This is a genomic window from Geodermatophilus siccatus (assembly GCF_900103785.1).
Lineage (GTDB): Bacteria > Actinomycetota > Actinomycetes > Mycobacteriales > Geodermatophilaceae > Geodermatophilus > Geodermatophilus siccatus.
This window is the reverse complement of sequence record NZ_FNHE01000003.1, coordinates 285,048-303,931: the sequence shown is the minus strand read 5'-3', so window position 1 is coordinate 303,931 and position 18,884 is coordinate 285,048. Positions and strand designations below refer to the sequence as shown.

The window sequence follows — 18,884 nt, the reverse complement described above, 5'->3', positions numbered from 1 at the left end:
CGACCGCACCCGCTCGGTGCGGGTGACAGGACAGGGATCGGGTGCCCGTCCGGCCGGGTGGAGCCGATCGCCGCACTCGTCGCTCCGAGGGGTGAACGCGGGTCAGGACCGGCCGAGCAGCTCCGCGACCACGGGCACCAGCGCGGCGAAGGCCTGGCCGCGGTGGCTGCGCGCGTCCTTCTCCGCCGCCGTGAGCTCGGCGGCGGTGCGGTCCAGCCCGTCCGGCAGGAACACCGGGTCGTAGCCGAAGCCGTTGGCACCCCGCGGCTCCCGGACGACCTGGCCGCGCCACGACCGCTCGAGCACCCGCTCGGCGCCGTCCGGCGTGACGACCGCGGCCGCGCACACGAACGCCCCACCGCGCCGCTCGTCGGGGACGTCGGCCAGCTGCCCGAGCAGCAGCGCGGTGTTCGCGGCGTCGTCCCCGTGTCGGCCCGACCAGCGCGCCGAGAGGACGCCGGGCATCCCGTTGAGTGCGTCGACGGTCAGGCCGGAGTCGTCGGCGACCGCCGGCAGCCCGGTGTACCGGACCGCCTCCCGGGCCTTGAGCAGCGCGTTCTCCGCGAACGTCGCGCCGGTCTCGGGCGCCTCCGGGTACTCCGGGACGTCGCGCAGACCGACCACGGCGACCCCGGGGACGGCGCTCTCCAGCAGCCGCTGCAGCTCGGCGAGCTTGCCGGGGTTGCGGGTGGCCAGCAGCAGGCGGTCGCTCATCGGACGCGGGCCTGCTGCAGCGCCTCGGTCTGGACGCGGCTCAGCTCGGCGCACCCGCCCACCGCCAGGTCGAGCAGCGCGTCGAGCGTGCCGCGGTCGAAGACGCCGTTCTCCGCGGTGCCCTGGACCTCGACGAAGCTGCCGTCGCCGGTGCAGACGACGTTCATGTCGGTGCCGGCGCGGACGTCCTCCTCGTAGGCCAGGTCCAGCCGCGGCTGCCCGTCGACGACGCCGACGCTCACCGCCGCGACCGACTGCACGATCGCGTTCTTCCTGGCCAGCTTCTTCCGCTCCTCGAGCCACGAGACGGCGTCGGCCAGGGCGACGTAGGCGCCGGTGATGGCCGCGGTCCGGGTGCCGCCGTCGGCCTGCAGGACGTCGCAGTCGATGGCGATGCTGTTCTCGCCGAGGGCGCCGAGGTCGATCGCGGCACGCAGCGAGCGGCCGATGAGGCGGCTGATCTCGTGGGTGCGCCCGCCGATGCGGCCCTTGACCGACTCGCGGTCGCCGCGGGTGTGCGTGGCACGGGGCAGCATCGCGTACTCGGCGGTCACCCACCCCAGGCCCGAGCCCTTGCGCCAGCGCGGCACCCCCTCGGTGACGCTGGCCGCGCAGAGCACGCGGGTCCGGCCGAACTCGACCAGCGCCGAGCCCTCGGCGTGGTCGAGCCAGTTGCGGGTGATCGTCACGGGACGGAGCTGGTAGGCCGCCCGGCCGTCGGGACGAGGCTTCGCCGGGGTCGTGGTCACGTCCGCCGACAGTAGTGCGGGCGTCTGCGTGCCCCCTGGTCCGGCTGGGCAGGATGCCCGGCATGCGATCTGAGCTGCGGACGGTCCGGACCGGAGGCGTGCCCACGGTGGTCGACCTCACCGACGAGTGCGCGGAGTTCGTGCGCACCGAGAGCGACGGCCTCCTGCACGTGTTCGTGCCGCACGCGACCGCGGGCCTGGCGATCATCGAGACCGGCTCGGGCAGCGACGACGACCTGCTGGCCCAGCTCGACGTCCTCCTCCCCCGGGACGAGCGCTGGCGACACCGGCACGGCAGCGCGGGACACGGCCGCGACCACGTGCTGCCGGCGTTCGTGCCGCCGCACGCGAGCGTCCCGGTGCTCGAGGGCCGGATGCAGCTGGGCACCTGGCAGCGGATCTGCCTGGTCGACACGAACACCGACAACCCGCAGCGGCACGTCCGGTTGTCGTTCCTCGCCGGCTGAGGCAGGCCCCTGCCCCACCGCACCGCGGCCCCCGTCGCGGGCCTCGCCGCGAGCTCGCGAGGGGTGAGGGGACGGGGTCCTCCCACCCGCCGGGGAGGCCGCGCGTCCACCCTCTGCACCGTGGTCGGCCGGGCGCGGCAGGATGACGGGTGTGACCGACACCGACGTCGCCCCCGTCCGCCTGGCCCCTGGTGACCCCGCGCCGGAGTTCACGCTGCCCGACGCCGACGGCAAGCCGGTGTCGCTCGCGAGCCACCGCGGCCGCCGGGTGATCGTCTACTGCTACCCCGCGGCCATGACGCCGGGCTGCACCACGCAGGCCGTCGACTTCACCGCCTCCGCCGGCGACCTGGCCGAGGCGGGCCTGGACATCATCGGCATCTCCCCCGACCCGCCCGAGAAGCTGCTGCGGTTCCGCGAGAAGGAGGGGCTGCGGATCACGCTGCTCTCCGACCCGGACAAGCGGGTGCTGGCCGCCTACGGCGCGTGGGGGACCAAGAAGCTGTACGGCAAGGAGGTCGTGGGCGTGATCCGGTCGACCTTCGTCGTCGACGCCGAGGGCCGCATCGAGAAGGCCGCCTACAACGTCAAGGCGACCGGGCACGTCGCCAAGCTGCGTCGCGACCTCGGTCTGGGCTGACGAAGGACCACCCTTCCCCCCACGCCTCGCGTGCTCGGCGCGGGGCCCTGGAGGACGGCCGCCGTCCACGCCCGCCACGTGCCGGGACGCGGCTGGCACTCCGGCCCGCACGGGTAGCCCTCCTCCCAGGGGAACGGCCCGTCCGCGTGGCTCCAGGCCAGCTGGAACGCCGGCACCGAGTACTCGGGTGGCCGCTGGTGGAAGCGGTTGGCACCCAGCACCACCTCGCCCGGGCTGGGTGAGGCCTCGACGTGGAGCCGCCCGGCCCAGTCCTCCCGCACGACCAGCTCACCGGGCACCAGGTCGCGACCGGCGGCGACCGCCTCGACCACCCGATGCAGCACGCCGTGGGTGGTGTCGACGCCCAGCCCGAGCAGCACGAGCTCGGGGTGCCCGAGCCGAAGGGCCCGATCGTGCAGCCGCAGGAGGGCTCGTCGTCCTCCTCGCCGGAGCCGACGTACCGCACCGCCCAGCGGTGCTGCCGGATCACCCGGGCGAGGTGCGCGTCCTCCTGGTCGAGCCAGGCCGTCGTCTGCGGGTCGAGGGGCATGCGCGGAGCCTGCCCGGGCGGTGCGCTGCGCTGCCGGCGGACTGTGGACGGCGCCGTCCGCTGTGGAGGGAGCCGCGGACCGTCAGTCCCCCGCCTCCGCGCGCCGGGCACGGGCGCGGCGCCGCCCCTCGTGCATGGCCTGCACGCGGGCGACCGGGATGGTGTGGCCCTCGGCGACCAGGTCGGCGGGCAGCTCCTGGGGGCCGGGCAGCAGCGCCCGCCACGGGTCGCCGTCCCCCAGCCGCTCCCCCGCCGTCCGGACGGTCACGTCCCCGGGCTGCACCGACGGCAGGTCCTCCCACGCCACCGGCGCCGACACCGGCAGGCCCGGGCGGATCCGCGGGCTGTAGGCGGCCACGATCGTCGAGGAGCCCGAACGGGTCGAGTCGAGGAACACCCGGCCGTGCCGGTCCTCGCGGATGTAGGCGGTCGTGGCCAGGTCCGGGTCGAGCGCGGCGGCGCGGGCGGCCAGGGCGCGGGTCGCGGCGGCGGCGTCCTCGGGCGACGCGCCCCGCACCGGGACGACGACGTGCACGCCCTTGGACCCGCTCGTCTTCACCGCCCCGGCGAGCCCCGCGTCGGCGAGCGCGCGCCGCACCAGCTCCGCGGCCAGCACCACCACGCCGAAGTCGGCCCCCTCCGGCGGGTCCAGGTCGAGCACGATGCCGGTCGGCTCCGCCTCGGCGCCTGCCACGAAGAAGGGGACGTGGAACTCGACCGCCCGCTGGTTGGCCAGCCAGAGCAGCGTGCGGCGGTCGTCGCAGAGCACCTGGTGCACCTCGCGGTGCGCGCCGAACGACCAGACGGGGACGGTGCGCACCCAGTCCGGGGCGCCCTTGGGGACGTTGCGCTGCATGAACGGCTCCTGGCCGGGCCGCACGCGCTTCACCGACAGCGGCCGGCCGGCCAGCTGGGGCACCAGCCGGAAGGCGTTCGCGTCCAGGTGGTCGACCAGCTCGCCCTTGGTGACCTCCAGCCCGTCGCCCAGCGGGGCGTCGAGGCTGGTCAGCCGGACGCCGTCCCGTTCGTCGTCGACCACGCGGTCCACGCTGCCGCCCGGAGGTCGCGGCGGCAACAGCGGCGGGCGCGGCTGCCGTCGCGCGGGTGACACCTGCGCCCCGGCTCCCGGGAGTGGCTCACCCGTCAGCGCGGCCGGTGGGCCGAGGGAGCGGGTTCCTCCTCCGCGATCGCCGACGTGTCGACCGACCGTGCTCCGGGGCAGCTCGGGCTGTGGCTCGCGCGGGAGGAGGAGGGCGCAGGCACGGTCGGGTACCTCGTCGTGCCACGGGGTCGTGGTGGCGGGACCGCCGGCCGCGCGCTGCGGGGGGTCGAGGACCTCGCCTGGTCGCTGCCCCGGCTGGACCGGCTGGAGCTCTTCGTGGAGCCGCGGAACACCGCGTCGACCCGCACCGCCGGGAGGGCGGGGTACCGGCGGGACGCCGCCGTCGGGCACCCGCGTCAGCCGGGCGGACCGGACGTCGAGATGCGGCGCTGGGTCCGTCGCCGTCCCGCCGCGAGCTAGACGTCGTAGGTGGCGCCGGGCTCGACCAGCTCGGCCGTGGCGAAGACCGCGCGCGCCGACGCCAGCTGCGCCGTCCGGTCGACCCACGCCGGGACGTGGGTGAGCAGCAGGCGGCCGACGCCGGCCGCGGCGGCGTGCTCGCCGGCCTCCCGGCCGGTGAGGTGCAGGTCCGGCGGCAGGCCGGGGACGTCGGGGTGCGCGGCCTCGGCCAGCAGGACGTCGGCGCTGCGGGCCAGCTCGACGACGGCGGTGCTGGCGCCGGTGTCCCCGGTGTAGACCAGCGACCGGCCACCGGCGGTCAGCCGGACGGCGTGGCACTCGACCGGGTGGGCGGTGCGGACGGTCTGCACCTGGAAGGGGCCGAGGTCGAACGGCGCGCCGGTGAGGACGGCGAAGTCGAAGACGTCCTCCAGCGGAGCGCCGTCCCCGTAGTAGGCCGCCGCCAGCCGCCGGTCGGCGCCGGCCGGGGCGTAGAGGGGCACCGGCCGCCGCCGGGAGCGCCCCGAGTAGCGGTGCCAGACGATGAACGGGGCGACGTCGAGGCAGTGGTCGGCGTGCAGGTGCGACAGGTACAGCGCATCGACCGTGGCCGGGTCGGCGAGGGCCTGCAGCGTCCCGAAGGCGCCGTTGCCGAGGTCCAGCAGCACGCGGAAGCCGTCGTGCTCCACCAGGTAGCTCGACGCCGGCGACGTCGGCCCCGGACCGCTGCCCGAGCAGCCGACCACCGTGAGCCTCACTCGACCGCCCTCTGCTGCGATGCCAACGACGCAGGTCAGGCTAGCTGCAGGGACCGGGAGACCGGGCTCACGCCCTGCTCACGCCCACAGCTGGCCCTCGAGCGCGGAGGTCGCCTCCTCCAGCGTGCCCGCGTAGGCACCGGTGGACAGGTACTTCCAGCCGCCGTCGCAGACGATGAAGACGATGTCGGCCTTGCGGCCGGCCGCGACCTCCTTGTCGGCGATGCCCAGCGCGGCGTGCAGGATCGCGCCGGTCGAGATGCCGGCGAAGACGCCCTCCTGCTCGACCAGCTGCCGGGTGCGGCGGACGGCGTCCTGCGGCCCGACGCTGAACCGGGAGTCCAGCAGCGCCGGGTCGTAGAGCTCGGGGACGAACCCCTCGTCGATGTTGCGCAGCCCGTAGACCAGCTCGCCGTAGCGCGGCTCGGCCGCGATGACCCGCACCTCGGGCTTCTTCTCGCGCAGGTAGCGGGAGACGCCCATGAGCGTTCCGGTCGTGCCCAGCCCCGCGACGAAGTGGGTGATGGAGGGCAGGTCGGCGAGGATCTCCGGGCCGGTGCCGGTGTAGTGCGCCTCGGCGTTGGCCGGGTTGCCGTACTGGTAGAGCATCACCCAGTCGTCGTGCTCGGCGGCCAGTCCCTTGGCGACGGCGACGGCCTGGTTGGAGCCGCCGGCGGCCGGCGAGCTGATGATCTGCGCGCCGTACATCTCCAGCAGCTGGCGCCGCTCGACCGAGGTGTTCTCCGGCATGACGCAGATCAGCCGGTAGCCCCGCTGCCGGGCCACCATCGCCAGCGAGATCCCGGTGTTCCCGCTGGTCGGCTCGAGGATGGTGTCGCCCGGCTTGAGCTTCCCCTCCTTCTCCGCCGCCTCGATCATCGAGATGGCGGCCCGGTCCTTGATCGACCCGGTGGGGTTGTGGTCCTCGAGCTTGGCCCACAGCCGGACGTCGGGGGTCGGCGACAGGCTCGGCAGCCCCACGAGCGGGGTGTTGCCGAGCGAGTCGACGAGGGAGGCGAAGCGGGCCATGGGAGTGCTCTTCCGGGAGACGGGCGGGGGGTGCTGCGAGCGAGGTGCGCTCAGCAGCCGCCGGCGACCGCCGGGAGGATGGTGACCGAGTCGCCGTCCTTGACCTGGGTGTCGAGCGCACCGGTGAAGCGCACGTCCTCGTCGTTGACGTAGACGTTCACGAAACGGTGCAGCTTGCCCTCCTCGGTGACGAGGCGGTTCTTCAGGCCCGGGTGCTTGGCGTCGAGGTCGTCGACGAGCGCGGCCAGGGTGTCCCCGTTGCCCTCGACGGTCTTGCTGCCGCCGGTGTGGGTGCGCAGGATGGTCGGGATCCGGACCTCGATGGCCATGGCGTGCTGTTCTCCTCAGGACTCGGGTTGCTGCTGCGCGGGCGCGCAGCGGGACGTGCGTCTGGTCGGGGAACGCCCGCCCGCCATGGGGCATTCCGGGGGCGCCGATCCGCGTGGCCCTCGTGCAGGGTCCCGCCGCGAGCTCGCGGGTGGCGGGGGGGCAGGAGGCTCCTTCGTCAGTCGTAGACGACGGTGGTCGGCGAGTGGCCGAACAGGTAGGACTCGACGACCTCGACGTCCTCCTCGGTGACGACGCCGTCGACGATGCGGAAGCTGCGGAACTCGACCTCGTCGCCGGCCAGGCCGGTCTGGTCCCCGTGGTGGCGGGTGGACACCAGGACGTAGTGCGCGTTCGGCTCGGAGGCGTAGCTGATGTCGGTCCGCGAGGGGTACGCCTCGGTGGCGGTGTGCGAGTGGTAGATCACCACCGGCTCCTCGTCCCGGTCGTCCATGTCCCGGTACAGCCGCAGCAGGTCACCCGAGTCGAACTCGTAGAACGTGGGCGACCGGGCGGCGTTGAGCATCGGGATGAAGCGCTCGGGGCGGTCACTGCCCTCGGGGCCGGCGACGACACCACAGGCCTCGTCCGGGTGGTCCTCCCGGGCGTGGGCCACGATGGCGTCGTAGGTCGCGCGGTCGATGCGCAGCACGCCTCCAGTCTAGGCGGCCCGCCGACGGCCCCCTGCAGGGTCCCGCCCCGAGCTGGCGAGGGGGGCAGGGGGTCCTTGCTCCGATACGGTGCCCGTCCGTGGTCCTGGAGCTGCTGATGATCACCGGGGTGCTGGCCGTGGCGGTGCCCGCACTGGTGCGCGGGGCGGTCGGCCTGCGCCGTCGCAGCGGCCACTACAGCAGCGACGTCACCGCCGACCGGATCTCCCTGGTGCTGCTGGTCACCGGCCGGCTGCTGACGCTGCTGCTGGCCGGGGCGCTCTCGCTCGTCGTCCTCGTCAGCGCCGTCGGGGCGATCGCACGGGACCTGCGGATGCCGGGCCTGGTGTCGGTGTTCTTCGTGCTCGACCTGCTGGTCGCGGTGCTGGTCGTGCTCACCTTCGGCCGGCGCGACCGGCGGCGAGTGCGTCGACGAGCGACCCCTGCAGCCCGGTGAGCCAGTAGTAGACGGCCAGCTGCTGCCCCTCCTCGCTGGCGAGGTCCTCCGGCGGCTCGGTGTCCTCCTGGACGTCGAGGCGGGTGCCCAGCGCCAGGCGCAGGTCGTTGCTGGTGCGCAGCCAGGCGGTCGCCTGCTCGGGGTCCAGGCGGACCGTCCCGCCGTCCGGCGGCAGGCCGGCGCGGACCGTGGCCAGGTCGTCGGCCTTGCCCGCACGCAGCGAGGACTCGGTCAGCTCGCGGTAGTCGGCGGCGAGCTCGGGGTCGCTGCGGTGGCCGGCGGGCAGCAGCCGGTCGAGGACCGGGTCGCCGGTGACGTCCTCGGCGTCGGCGGTGAGCAGCTGCTCGAGCTGGTCGAGCAGCAGGGCGAGGATGCGGGCCTCGGCGGGCTCGAGCCGGGCCACCAGCTCGTCGCCCTTGCGGCGGAAGGGCCTCATGCGGTCTCCTCGCCGGCGCTCGTCGCCCGCACGGGCCCGGCCTGCTGCGCTCCTGCGTGGGCTCGCAAGCTCGCTCACGAGTCCTGCTGGTAGCTGGCCCACAGGCCGTAGGCGTGCAGCCGGCTGGTGTCGTGCTCCATCTTCTCCCGCGGGCCGGAGCTCACGATCGCCCGGCCCTCCTCGTGCACCTGGAGCATCAGCGTGGTCGCCGTCGGCTCGTCGTAGCCGAACAGCTCCTGCAGCACGTAGGTCACGTAGGTCATGAGGTTCACCGGGTCGTTCCAGACGATGGTGACCCAGGGTCGGTCGAGGTCGCCGTGCTCCTCGACGGTCTCCTCCGGCGTCCGTGTCGGCGCGAGTGGTCCGGCCACGACCCCACTCTAGGAGACCCGCCCGGGCGGTGGCCCTGCTCGACCCCGCCTAGGCTCCGGAGCCATGCCGACGGGTCCCGCCCTGCTCACCGACCGGTACGAGCTCACCATGGTCGCCGCGGCCCTCGCCGACGGCACCGCCGACCGCGACTGCGTCTTCGAGGTCTTCGCCCGGCGCCTGCCGCACGGGCGGCGGTACGGCGTGCTCGCCGGCACCGGCCGGCTGATGGAGGCGCTGCCGCACTTCCGGTTCACCGACGAGGACCTCGCCGCGCTCCGCGAGCAGGGGCTCACCGACTCCCGGCTGCTGGACTGGCTGGCCGGGTTCCGGTTCAGCGGGGACGTCGACGGCTACGCCGAGGGCGAGCTGTTCTTCCCCGGCTCCCCCGTGCTCACCGTCCGCGCACCGTTCGCCGAAGGGGTGCTGCTGGAGACCCTGGTGCTCTCGGTGCTCAACCACGACAGCGCGATCGCCTCCGCCGCGGCCCGGATGGTCACCGCCGCCTGCGAGCGGCCGTGCATCGAGATGGGCTCGCGGCGCACCCACGAGGAGGCCGCGGTCGCCGCTGCCCGCGCCGCCCACCTGGTCGGCTTCGCCTCGACGTCGAACCTGGAGGCCGGCCGCCGGTACGGGGTGCCCACGACCGGCACCAGCGCCCACGCCTTCACCCTGCTGCACGATGACGAGGAGTCGGCCTTCCGCGCCCAGGTCGCCACGCTCGGCGTCGGCACGACGCTGCTGGTGGACACCTTCGACGTCGACCAGGGCATCCGCACCGCGGTGGAGGTCGCCGGCCCGGAGCTCGGCGCCATCCGGCTGGACTCCGGTGACCTGCCCACCCTCGCCGCCCACGCCCGCGAGCTGCTCGACGAGCTCGGTGCCACCCGCACGCGGATCATCGTCACCAGCGACCTCGACGAGTACGCGATCGCCGGGCTGATGGCCGCGCCGGTCGACGGCTACGGCGTCGGGACGGCACTGGTCACCGGCTCCGGCGCACCGACGATGGGCATGGTCTACAAGCTGGTCGAGCGCGACGGCGTCCCGGTGGCCAAGCGGTCCCTGGGCAAGCCGTCGGTGGGCGGCCGCAAGTCCGCCGTCCGCCGGCACGACGCCTCCGGGACGGCGACCGCCGAGGTGGTGACCAGCGAGGCGGTCCTGCCCCGGGACGGCGACCGGCAGCTGGTCGTGGAGCTCGTCCGGGGCGGCGAGCTCTGCACCCCGGCCACGCCGCGCGAGGCGCTGGCCGCCGCCCGCGCGCACCACCAGCGGGCGCGCGAGGCGATGCCCGCAGAGGCGTTCGCGCTGTCCCGCGGGGACTGCGCCATCGACACCCTGACGGCCTGAGGAGGACGAGATGACCCGCGCTCTGCTCGTCGTGGACGTGCAGAACGACTTCTGCGAGGGCGGCAGCCTCGCCGTCGCCGGCGGTGCGGACGTCGCCGCCGCGATCAGCGAACACGTCCGCGCGCACGCCGCCGACTACGCGCACGTGGTGGCCACCCGCGACCACCACGTCGACCCCGGCGGCCACTTCGCCGAGGAGCCGGACTACCTGGAGACCTGGCCGGCGCACTGCGTGGTCGGTACGGACGGCGTCGAGCTGCACCCGCGGCTGGAGCGCCGGCCCATCGAGGCGGTGTTCGACAAGGGCGAGTACGCCGCGGCCTACTCCGGCTTCGAGGGGCGCTCGGACGGCGTCCCCCTGGCCGACTGGCTGCGCGCGCACGGGGTGGACGCCGTGGACGTCGTCGGCATCGCCACCGACCACTGCGTGCGGGCGACCGCGCTGGACGCCGTCGGCGAGGGCTTCGCGGCCCGGGTGCTGCTGCCGCTCACCGCGGGGGTCAGCGAGGCGACCACGGACGCCGCCCTCGACCAGCTGCGCACCGCCGGCGTCGAACTGGAGGGCCAGGTCCACCGGGCGGCCTGACAGCCCTGGCCGCGGTGTCGTCCGACGCGAGCCGCCCTGCGAGGCGTTCCGACGAGTGGGGGCCGGAGGCCTCCCCGAGGAGGGACGGGACGGGCTCGGCGCCCGCCGGGGACCGACACCTGGCCGCGGTGTCGCCCGACGCGAGCCGCCCTGCGAGGCGTTCCGACGAGTGGGGGCCGGAGGCCTCCCCGAGGAGGGACGGGACGGGCTCGGCGCCCGCCGGGGACGACACCTGGCCGCGGTGTCGTCCGGAGGACGACGGATCACACAGCGTCGAGGACCTCGTCCCGCGTGAACCCGAGCACCTGCAGGACGGCGTCGAGGTAGGGCTGGTTGAGCGCCGTGTGCGCCTGCTCGCGCACGTAGGGCTTGGCGTTGAAGGCGATGCCGAGCCCGGCGGCGTTGAGCATGTCGAGGTCGTTGGCGCCGTCGCCGACGGCCACGGTCTGGTCCAGCGGGATGCCGTACCGGTCGGCGAAGCGGACCAGCGCGCGGGCCTTGCCGGCGCGGTCGACGATCTCCCCCACCAGGCCGCCGGTGAGCCGCCCGTCGGCCACCTCGAGGGTGTTGGCGGCGGCGAAGTCCAGGCCGAGCTGCTCGGCCAGCGGGTCGGTGATCTGGGTGAAGCCACCGCTGACGATGCCGCAGCGGAACCCGAGCCGCTTGAGGGTGCGGATGAGCGTGCGCGCGCCGGGGGTGAGCACCAGCGTCTCGCGGACCTCGTCGAGCACCTCGACCGGCAGCCCCTCGAGCGCGGCCACGCGGGCCCGCAGCGACTGGGCGAAGTCCAGCTCCCCGTTCATGGCGGCGGCGGTGATCCTGGCGACCTCGGCGGCCCGCCCGGCGCGCGCGGCGAGCTCGTCGATCACCTCGCCGCGGACCAGCGTGGAGTCGACGTCCAGGACGATCAGCCGCTTGCTGCGGCGGGCCAGGCCGACCTGCTCGACGGCGATGTCGGCGCCGCTGGTCGAGGCGACCGAGGCCAGGGCGGTGCGCAGCTCGGTGGCCTCCGTCCCGGAGACGGTCAGCTCGAAGCTGGTCACCGGGTAGTCCGACAGCCGGCGGATCGCCTCGATGTTGCCGCCGATGCCGGCGATGGCCGCGGCGGCGCCGGCCACGGCCTCCGGGGGCACCGGGCGGCCGAGCAGGATGACGTGGTGGGGGCGGCCCTCCGGGGCGGCGTCGAGGCCGGCGTCGGCGGCCGACTCCACCTCGACCCGCACCCCGGTCGCCTCCGCGACCTCGGCGGCGAGCCGCTCGAGTGCGGCGAGGAACCGGCACTCCTCCACCGGCCCGCCCTCGGCGGGCAGTGCCCCGACGACGACGCCGAGCACCAGCTGCCCGTGGACGACGACCTGCTCGACGTCGACCACCTCGACCGGCGGGAGCTCTCCGCCGGGCGCGGCGAGGGCCGCGAACAGCCGTGCGGTGACCCCTCGGCGGTCGCCTCCGGAGACGGTCAGCAGCGCCCGCGGGGTGGAGACGGCGGTCGGTGACGTGCGGGGAGCGCGGTCGAGCGGCACGACAGCCATCCTCCCGCACCGCCCTCGGGCGTCCTGCCAGGGGCCCGCGCCCCGGACGCGGCGACGCCCCGCCGGCCGGGGCCGACGGGGCGTCGCAGGCGGCCTCCCTGCAGGGTCCCGCCGCGAGCTCGCGAGCGGCAGGGAGCAGGGAGGTCCTTCCTCAGGTGGGGTCGGGGTCGTTCGGCCCCTGCCGGCGACCGCCGGTGGCACCCAGCTCGGCGACGTAGGAGTCGTGTCGCTTTCCAGCGTGCGCCTCGCGCTGCAGGCGCTCGACGAGGTGCGGGTAGTGCGCCTCGAAGGCCGGCCGCTCGGAGCGGATCTTCGGGATCTCCACGAAGTTGTGCCGCGGCGGCGGCGACGAGGTCGCCCACTCCAGCGAGTTCCCGTGACCCCAGGGGTCGTCCCGCAGCGCCAGCCGGCCGTACCGCCACGACTTCGCCACGTTGTAGAAGAACGGGATCGTGGAGGCGCCGAGGATGAACGAGAAGATCGTCGACACCGTGTTCAGCGTGGTGAACCCGTCACTGGCCAGGTAGTTGGCGTAGCGCCGGGGGAAGCCCTCGCCGCCGAGCCAGTGCTGCACCAGGAACGTGCCGTGGAAGCCGATGAAGGTCAGCCAGAAGTGCAGCTTGCCCAGGCGCTCGTCCATCATCCGGCCGCACAGCTTCGGGAACCAGAAGTAGACACCGGCGTAGGCGGCGAACACCACGGTCCCGAACACCACGTAGTGGAAGTGGGCCACGACGAAGTAGCTGTCGTTGAGCTGCCAGTCCAGCGGCGGGGAGGCCAGCAGCACACCGGTCAGGCCGCCGAGCAGGAAGGTGACCATGAAGCCGATCGAGAACAGCATCGGCGTCTCGAAGGTCAGCTGACCCCGCCACATGGTGCCGATCCAGTTGAAGAACTTGATCCCGGTCGGCACGGCGATCAGGTAGGTCAGGAACGCGAAGAACGGCAGCAGGATCGCGCCGGTCGCGTACATGTGGTGCGCCCACACCGTCAGCGACAGGGCGCCGATGGCGATGGTCGCGAAGACCATGCCCTTGTAGCCGAACAGCGGCTTGCGGCTGAACACCGGGATGATCTCGGTGATGATGCCGAAGAACGGCAGCGCGATGATGTAGACCTCGGGGTGCCCGAAGAACCAGAACAGGTGCTGCCACAGCATCGGCCCCCCGTTCTCCTCGGAGTAGACCAGGGAACCCAGCTGCCGGTCGGCCAGGAGGCCGAACAGGGCCGCGGTGAGGATCGGGAAGGCGAAGAGCACCAGCAGGCTGGTGACCAGCGTGTTCCAGGTGAAGATCGGCATCCGGAACAGCGTCATGCCCGGTGCCCGCAGGCAGGCGATCGTCGTGATGAAGTTGACCGCGCCGAGGATGGTGCCCAGACCGGACACCGCCAGGCCGGCGATCCACAGGTCGGCACCGGCCCCGGGGCTGTGGGTCCCCAGGGACAGCGGCGTGTAGGCGTACCAGCCGAAGTCGGCGGCGCCACCCGGGGTGAAGAAGCCCGAGACCGCGATCGTGCTGCCGAAGAGGAACAGCCAGTAGGAGAACGAGTTCAGCCGCGGGAACGCCACGTCGGGCGCGCCGATCTGCAGCGGCATGATCAGGTTCGAGAACGCGAAGAACAGCGGCGTCGCGAAGAACAGCAGCATCACCGTGCCGTGCATGGTGACCAGCTGGTTGTACTGCTCCGGCGACAGGAACTGCAGACCCGGCCGGGCCAGTTCCCCGCGCATGAGCATCGCCATCAGGCCGCCGATGACGAACCAGACGAAGGAGGTGGCCAGGTACATCAGGCCGATGGTCTTGTGGTCGGTGGTCCGCAGCAGGTTCGAGAGCCGCGAGCCCTTCTCCGCCTGGTGAACCGGGCTCGGCCGGCTCACGATCGGCGCCGGTGCGATCGTCACGGCCGCAGCTTAGACGGTTCCTGCGACGCGCCTCCTGCCGAGGCCAGAGGCACGCCGTCCCCGCGGCCCCCTCCCGCCGGGACCGTTGCCGAACCGTGACCTGGCGGGCCCCGTCAGCCGGCCCGGGTCCAGGTCGTCACGTCGACCGACACGGTGACCGGCGTCCGTTCGGGCAGCCCGGCCACGGCCGCCGCGAGTCCCGGGGGCGTCAGGTGCCGGGCGTGCGGCCCCATGCCGACCAGCGTCGTGACCGCCGCGCGGTCGAGCTCCAGCCGCTCCCGGTGCCCGGCCGCGGCGACCGGGCGCAGGTGCGGCTCGAGGGTCGCCGACAGCCGGCGGGCCTTGTCGGGGTCGACCCGCAGCAACCCCAGCGACCCGACCAGCTCGGCGAGGTGGTCGGCGGCCGGGGTGACGACGACCAGCCGCCCGCCCGGCCGCAGCACCCGCGCGATCTGGGGGCCGTTGCGCGGGGCGAACACCACCAGCACCCGGTCGACGGCGGCGTCGCGCACCGGCAGCCGGGCCCAGGCGTCGCCCACCACCGCCAGGGCCCGCGCGTGCGCGCCGGCCGCGCGGCGGGCGGCGTACCGCGAGGAGTCCAGGACCACCCCGACCGCGCCGGGCAGCCGGTCGAGGACGCCGGCCAGGTGGTGCCCCGTGCCCCCGCCGAGGTCGAGCAGCGCGCCCGGCGGGCCGTCCTCCCCCACGGTGACGGCATCCGCCAGGGCGCGGGTCACACCGGCGTAGTGACCGGCGGCGAGGAAGGCGACCCGGTCGGCGACCATCGCCGCGGAGTCGCCGGACGGCGGGACGTGCCCGGGCGGCAGCAGCGTGACGTGCCCCTGCCGCGCCCGGTCGAAGGAGTGCCCGGCCGGGCAGACCAGCCCCGCGTCGTCGGCTCGCACGGCCAGCGGCGCCCCGCAGACCGGGCAGGCGAGCAGCTCGACCGCTCCCGGGGGCCACGGCCGGCGGGGGCTCACCGGCTCGGAGCCGGGTCGGCCGCCCGCGGGGCGCCGCGGGAGGACGCCTCGGCCGCCCGGCCCGGCACCACACCGACAGCCAGGGCCGCCGCCACGGCACCGGCCGCGAACGCCGCCGGGTAGCCGGGCCCGCTGTCGACGAGCAGCGCGGCCAGCGGCACGGTGAGGGAGGCGGAGAGGTTCTGCGCGGTGTTGTGCGCGCCCAGCGCCCGCCCGGCCCAGGCGCTGCCGGCCTGCTCGGCGACGGAGGTGAACGCGATCCCGTTCGGGCTCACCGTGACGACGGCGGCGCAGACGACGGCCACGGCGGCGGCGGCCGGGGCCAGGACGTCCGGGGTGACGACGGCGACGACGGCCAGCACCCCGACGACGGCGGCCACCGCGATCGAGACCAGGCGCAGCGGCCGCACCCGGCTGCCCGCGCGGTCCGACCACGCGCCCGCACCGAGCCGCGCGGCCGCCCCGCCGAACTGGGTGACCGCGAGCAGCGTGCCGGCCCCGGCGGTCGACCACCCGGCCCCCCGCACCAGGAAGTCGAAGCTGAAGGCCGCCACCACGAACTGCGGGACGACGAGCAGCGTGCTGGCCGCGTGCACCCGCCACAGCACCGGCGAGCGGTAGGGCGAGGCCGCCCGCGGCGCACCCGGGGCCGGCACGGGTCGCGCCGGGTCGCGCACCAGCACCCCGACGAGGACGGCGGTGACCGCGCAGCCGGCGGCGAGCGCGGCGAACGCCGTCCCCGGGCCGTCCTCGGCCAGCCGCGGCAGCGCGAAGGCCGCCAGCCCCACGCCGATCGGCTGGCCCGCCTGGCGCACCCCCATGGCCAGGCCGCGCTGCGAGGCGGGGAACCAGCCGAGCACCAGCCGCCCGCTGGCCGCGTGCACCGAGGCGCTGCCGGCACCGGCGAGCAGCAGCCACAGCCCCGTGGCGACCGGGGTGCCGGCCAGGGCGGCGCCGGTCATGGCGGCCGCGGCGACGCCGAGCCCGGCGCTGAGCACCACCCGCTCGCCGTACCGGTCGGCCGCCGCGCCCCAGGCGAGCAGGCTCAGCACCAGGCCGGCCGTGGGGGCGCTGACCAGCAGGCCGATCGCGGCGAGGGAGAGCCCCTCCGCGCGGAGGGCGACGGTGAGGAAGGGCAGCCCGTTCTGGACCGCGCACGCGGCGACCAGCCCGACCAGGCTGACCCCGAGGTGGCGCCAGCGAGCCGTGCCTCCCGTGCTGCCGCCGGTGGCGGCCGTCACCTCACGACCGGGTGGAGGGTCACGTCGCGCAGCACGCCGGCGTCGGCCACCGCGGTGACGAAGGTGCCGTGCGGCTGCCGGCGCCGGTCGGTGGGCGAGCCGGGGTTCAGCAGCCGCAGGCCGGTGTCGGCGGTGGTGTCCCAGGGGATGTGGCTGTGCCCGAACACCAGCAGGTCGGCATCGGGGAAGCGGGCGGCACAGCGGGCCTCGCGGCCTCGCCTGTCGCCGGTCTCGTGGACGACGGCCAGCCGGATGCCGCCGACCTCGGCGCGGGCCACCTCGGGCAGCCGCTCGCGCAGCGGGCCGTGGTCGTTGTTGCCGTGGACGGCGACCAGCCGGGAGGCGCGCTCCTCGAACCGGTCGAGCAGCGCGACGTCCACCCAGTCGCCGGCGTGCACGACGACGTCCGCCGCGTCGATCGCGGCCCACAGCGCAGGAGGGAGGTCACGCGCCCGCTTCGGGACGTGCGTGTCCGCGGTGAACACCAGGGATACCGGCACGACGACATCGTCGTCCCCCGGACGACACGGCGGCCAACCGCGGTGCCCCGCCGCGGTGGCTCAACCCCGCTCGGCGAGGGACTTGAGGCGCTCGTTGTAGGCGGCGAGCTCGGCGTCCTGGGTGCGCTCGGCGACCCGGTCGAGGCGGCGGGCCTTCCGCTGCTCGGAGCCCATCCAGGCGAACAGCACGACCGCCAGGACGAAGACCGTCGGGATCTCGCCGAAGGACCAGGCGATGCTCCCGGCGGTCTGCTGGTCCGACAGCGGGTCGACGCCCCAGCCGGCCGGCGGGTCGGCGAAGGTCTCCACCACCAGCGAGCCGGCCATCAGGATCGCGACGCCGAAGAAGGCGTGGAACGGCATCGGGAGCAGCAGCTCGACGATCCGGCCGCCGTGGCCCGCCGTCCGGGGCCAGGGGTCCTGGGCCAGGATCGGGCCGAAGAACAGCAGCCCGGTCACCGTGAAGTGGGCCAGCATGAACTGGTGGCCCACCGGGTTGGCCATGAGCGCGTCGAACAGCGGCGTGAAGTAGACCGCGTAGAGGCTGGCCAGGAACAGCGGCAGCGTGAACGCCGGGTGCGACAGCACGCGGGCGACCCGGCTGTGCAGCGCGTCGAGCAGCAGCGCCCGCGGGACGCCGGCCAGCCGCTTGCCGCGCGGCAGGGTCCGCAGCGCGAGGGTCACCGGGGCACCGACCAGCAGCAGGATCGGCACCACCATCGACAGCACCATGTGCTGGGCCATGTGCACGCTGAACAGCACCATGCCGTAGCCGTTGAGCCAGGTGCCGGTCACCGCGAACAGCGCGGCACAGCCGGCCACCCAGGACGCCGTCCGCCACCACGGCCAGGCCACACCCGTGCGGCGCAGGAGCACGACCGCGACCAGGTAGCCGACGAGCCCGAGCAGGCTCAGCACCGCCAACCACGACCAGCCGTCGAGGTGCGGCAGGAACATCCGCCCCCAGGTCGGCGGCTCCGCGGGCACCCACATGCCCGAGTGATGACCGTGGTCCACCGCTGCCTCCTGCCGTGCCGTCCACCTGCGACCCCACTGTCCCACCAGGCGACGTGGTGGAACGGCCCCCTCGCAGGGCCCCCGAGCGGAGCGAGGCGAGGGGGTCCTTCACTCGTGGACCGGCGCCTCGTGGCCGGCGTGCGCCTCGGCCTCCAGCTGGAAGGTGCAGTGCTCGACGTCGAAGTGGTCCCCCAGGCAGGCGCAGAGCGCGTCGAGCACCCGCCCGCCGTGGCCGTCGGCCAGCGCCTCGTCGCTGACGACGACGTGCGCGGAGAGCACCGGCAGGCCCGAGGTGATCGTCCAGGCGTGCAGGTCGTGGACGCCGACGACGCCGTCCACCCTGAGGACGTGTGCCCGCACGTCGTCGAGGTCCACCCCGCGCGGCGCCGCCTCCAGCAGCACGTCGACCGCCTCGCGCAGCAGCGACCACGCCCGCGGCAGCACCAGCGCGGCGATGAGCAGGGAGGCCACCGTGTCGGCCGGCGTCCAGCCGGTGGTCGCGACGACGACGGCGGCGACGAGGACGGCGACCGAGCCCAGCGCGTCGCCGAGCACCTCGAGGTGGGCACCGCGGACGGCGAGGGACGCCGAGCGGCCCGAGTGCAGCAGCGCCAGGCCGGCGAGGTTGACGGCCAGGCCCACCGCGGCGACGGCGAGCACCACGCCGGAGTCGATCTCAGGCGGGTCCCCGATCCGGCGGACCGCCTCCACGACGACGTAGCCGGCGACGGCGACCAGCAGCAGGCCGTTGGCGACGGCGCCGAGGATCTCCGCGCGCTGCCAGCCGAAGGTGCGGCGTCCGCGGGCGGGGCGCTGGGCCAGCGAGACCGCCCCCAGCGCCAGGCCGAGGCCCAGGGCGTCGGTGGCCATGTGCCCGGCGTCGGCGAGCAGTGCCAGCGACCCGGAGACCACCGCCCCGACGATCTCCGCGGCCACCATCGCGACGGTGAGGCCGAGGACGACGGTCAGCCGGCGGCGGTACGCGGCCGAGGCGGTTCCCGTGGGCGCGCCGTGGTCGTGCCCGTGCCCCATCAACCGGCCCTCCCCCACCGTCGCGTCCCGCACGGTCGAGTGTCCCGCACGGCCCTGGTGACGGGCCGGAACGACCCCCTGCAGTGACCCTGGCCC

The 18,884-nt window shown here is 74.9% G+C and carries 23 protein-coding genes; 6 read left to right on the top strand and 17 right to left on the bottom strand.

The window, feature by feature from the left end; translation table 11 throughout:
- Window positions 1-102 precede the first annotated feature (102 nt).
- Complete coding sequence (gene rdgB, locus BLS21_RS07365; protein ID WP_091215823.1) at window positions 103-714, bottom strand: RdgB/HAM1 family non-canonical purine NTP pyrophosphatase; 612 nt, start codon at window positions 712-714, stop codon at window positions 103-105.
- Entirely contained in the window at window positions 711-1,463 is a 753-nt protein-coding gene (gene rph / locus BLS21_RS07360) for a ribonuclease PH (protein ID WP_091215821.1), read from the bottom strand. The genes rdgB and rph overlap by 4 nt, the downstream gene beginning before the upstream one ends.
- A 62-nt stretch (window positions 1,464-1,525) precedes the next feature.
- Here rph and BLS21_RS07355 point away from each other — a divergent pair, with 62 nt between their 5' ends.
- A complete protein-coding gene (locus tag BLS21_RS07355; protein ID WP_175479474.1) occupies window positions 1,526-1,930 on the top strand; it encodes a YjbQ family protein in 405 nt (134 codons plus the stop codon).
- Between the two features lie 151 nt (window positions 1,931-2,081).
- Window positions 2,082-2,570 (top strand): thioredoxin-dependent thiol peroxidase, encoded by a 489-nt coding sequence (bcp, locus tag BLS21_RS07350; protein ID WP_217636032.1) that lies wholly within the window; start codon window positions 2,082-2,084, stop codon window positions 2,568-2,570.
- Here bcp and BLS21_RS07345 read toward each other — a convergent pair.
- Both BLS21_RS07345 and BLS21_RS07340 read right to left on the bottom strand, forming a co-directional pair.
- On the bottom strand, window positions 2,510-2,914 hold the full coding sequence (locus BLS21_RS07345; RefSeq protein ID WP_245700185.1) for a DUF4262 domain-containing protein: 405 nt from the start codon (window positions 2,912-2,914) through the stop codon (window positions 2,510-2,512). The two genes, bcp and BLS21_RS07345, sit on opposite strands and share 61 nt — an antisense overlap.
- A 288-nt stretch (window positions 2,915-3,202) precedes the next feature.
- Window positions 3,203-4,159, bottom strand: a complete 957-nt coding sequence (locus BLS21_RS07340; protein ID WP_091215813.1) for a DNA polymerase domain-containing protein — start codon at window positions 4,157-4,159, stop codon at window positions 3,203-3,205.
- Window positions 4,160-4,231: 72 nt separating this feature from the next.
- On the opposite strand from BLS21_RS07340, the gene BLS21_RS07335 reads away from it, so the two are divergent.
- The gene (locus tag BLS21_RS07335; protein ID WP_091215810.1) at window positions 4,232-4,642 is read left to right on the top strand and encodes a GNAT family N-acetyltransferase; all 411 of its coding nucleotides are present in this window, start codon (window positions 4,232-4,234) and stop codon (window positions 4,640-4,642) included.
- Here the strand turns inward: BLS21_RS07335 and BLS21_RS07330 are convergent.
- The 4 genes from BLS21_RS07330 to BLS21_RS07315 all read right to left on the bottom strand — a co-directional run bounded on the left by BLS21_RS07330 (window position 4,639) and on the right by BLS21_RS07315 (window position 7,387).
- A complete protein-coding gene (locus tag BLS21_RS07330; protein ID WP_091215808.1) occupies window positions 4,639-5,379 on the bottom strand; it encodes an MBL fold metallo-hydrolase in 741 nt (246 codons plus the stop codon). The genes BLS21_RS07335 and BLS21_RS07330 overlap by 4 nt on opposite strands.
- Before the next feature lie 78 nt (window positions 5,380-5,457).
- A complete protein-coding gene (locus BLS21_RS07325) occupies window positions 5,458-6,408 on the bottom strand; it encodes a PLP-dependent cysteine synthase family protein (RefSeq protein WP_091215805.1) in 951 nt (316 codons plus the stop codon).
- A gap of 50 nt (window positions 6,409-6,458) precedes the next feature.
- Window positions 6,459-6,737, bottom strand: coding sequence for a ubiquitin-like small modifier protein 1 (locus BLS21_RS07320; RefSeq protein WP_091215802.1), 279 nt, complete (start codon window positions 6,735-6,737; stop codon window positions 6,459-6,461).
- 176 nt (window positions 6,738-6,913) lie between these two features.
- Window positions 6,914-7,387 carry a M67 family metallopeptidase gene (locus BLS21_RS07315; RefSeq protein WP_091215800.1) on the bottom strand — a complete coding sequence of 158 codons (474 nt, stop codon included), beginning with the start codon at window positions 7,385-7,387 and terminating at the stop codon, window positions 6,914-6,916.
- 98 nt (window positions 7,388-7,485) lie between these two features.
- On the opposite strand from BLS21_RS07315, the gene BLS21_RS07310 reads away from it, so the two are divergent.
- Window positions 7,486-7,842 carry a hypothetical protein gene (locus BLS21_RS07310; RefSeq protein WP_091215797.1) on the top strand — a complete coding sequence of 119 codons (357 nt, stop codon included), beginning with the start codon at window positions 7,486-7,488 and terminating at the stop codon, window positions 7,840-7,842.
- On the opposite strand, the gene BLS21_RS07305 is transcribed toward BLS21_RS07310, so the two are convergent.
- Both BLS21_RS07305 and clpS read right to left on the bottom strand, forming a co-directional pair.
- On the bottom strand, window positions 7,781-8,278 hold the full coding sequence (locus BLS21_RS07305) for a DUF2017 family protein (RefSeq protein WP_091215795.1): 498 nt from the start codon (window positions 8,276-8,278) through the stop codon (window positions 7,781-7,783). The two genes, BLS21_RS07310 and BLS21_RS07305, sit on opposite strands and share 62 nt — an antisense overlap.
- Window positions 8,279-8,352: 74 nt before the next feature.
- Complete coding sequence (gene clpS / locus BLS21_RS07300) at window positions 8,353-8,649, bottom strand: ATP-dependent Clp protease adapter ClpS (RefSeq protein ID WP_091215792.1); 297 nt, start codon at window positions 8,647-8,649, stop codon at window positions 8,353-8,355.
- 64 nt (window positions 8,650-8,713) lie between these two features.
- Between clpS and BLS21_RS07295 the strand changes: the two genes are divergently transcribed.
- Both BLS21_RS07295 and BLS21_RS07290 read left to right on the top strand, forming a co-directional pair.
- Window positions 8,714-9,997: a nicotinate phosphoribosyltransferase gene (locus BLS21_RS07295; protein WP_091215789.1), complete on the top strand. Its 1,284-nt coding sequence runs from the start codon at window positions 8,714-8,716 to the stop codon at window positions 9,995-9,997.
- A gap of 10 nt (window positions 9,998-10,007) precedes the next feature.
- Window positions 10,008-10,583 carry an isochorismatase family protein gene (locus BLS21_RS07290; protein ID WP_091215787.1) on the top strand — a complete coding sequence of 192 codons (576 nt, stop codon included), beginning with the start codon at window positions 10,008-10,010 and terminating at the stop codon, window positions 10,581-10,583.
- 263 nt (window positions 10,584-10,846) lie between these two features.
- Here the strand turns inward: BLS21_RS07290 and serB are convergent, their stop codons facing one another.
- The 7 genes from serB to BLS21_RS07255 all read right to left on the bottom strand — a co-directional run bounded on the left by serB (window position 10,847) and on the right by BLS21_RS07255 (window position 18,821).
- Window positions 10,847-12,115, bottom strand: coding sequence for a phosphoserine phosphatase SerB (serB, locus tag BLS21_RS07285; protein WP_245700138.1), 1,269 nt, complete (start codon window positions 12,113-12,115; stop codon window positions 10,847-10,849).
- Between the two features lie 151 nt (window positions 12,116-12,266).
- Window positions 12,267-14,018, bottom strand: a complete 1,752-nt coding sequence (ctaD, locus tag BLS21_RS07280; RefSeq protein ID WP_091215782.1) for an aa3-type cytochrome oxidase subunit I — start codon at window positions 14,016-14,018, stop codon at window positions 12,267-12,269.
- 113 nt (window positions 14,019-14,131) lie between these two features.
- Window positions 14,132-14,998, bottom strand: coding sequence for a putative RNA methyltransferase (locus BLS21_RS07275; protein ID WP_245700136.1), 867 nt, complete (start codon window positions 14,996-14,998; stop codon window positions 14,132-14,134).
- On the bottom strand, window positions 14,995-16,239 hold the full coding sequence (locus tag BLS21_RS07270; protein WP_091215779.1) for an MFS transporter: 1,245 nt from the start codon (window positions 16,237-16,239) through the stop codon (window positions 14,995-14,997). The genes BLS21_RS07275 and BLS21_RS07270 overlap by 4 nt, the downstream gene beginning before the upstream one ends.
- Complete coding sequence (locus tag BLS21_RS07265) at window positions 16,236-16,739, bottom strand: metallophosphoesterase family protein (protein WP_091215777.1); 504 nt, start codon at window positions 16,737-16,739, stop codon at window positions 16,236-16,238. The genes BLS21_RS07270 and BLS21_RS07265 overlap by 4 nt, the downstream gene beginning before the upstream one ends.
- 60 nt (window positions 16,740-16,799) lie before the next feature.
- Complete coding sequence (locus BLS21_RS07260) at window positions 16,800-17,756, bottom strand: cytochrome c oxidase assembly protein (RefSeq protein ID WP_091215775.1); 957 nt, start codon at window positions 17,754-17,756, stop codon at window positions 16,800-16,802.
- A 108-nt stretch (window positions 17,757-17,864) separates the two neighbouring features.
- A complete protein-coding gene (locus tag BLS21_RS07255; protein WP_245700133.1) occupies window positions 17,865-18,821 on the bottom strand; it encodes a cation diffusion facilitator family transporter in 957 nt (318 codons plus the stop codon).
- Window positions 18,822-18,884 lie beyond the last annotated feature (63 nt).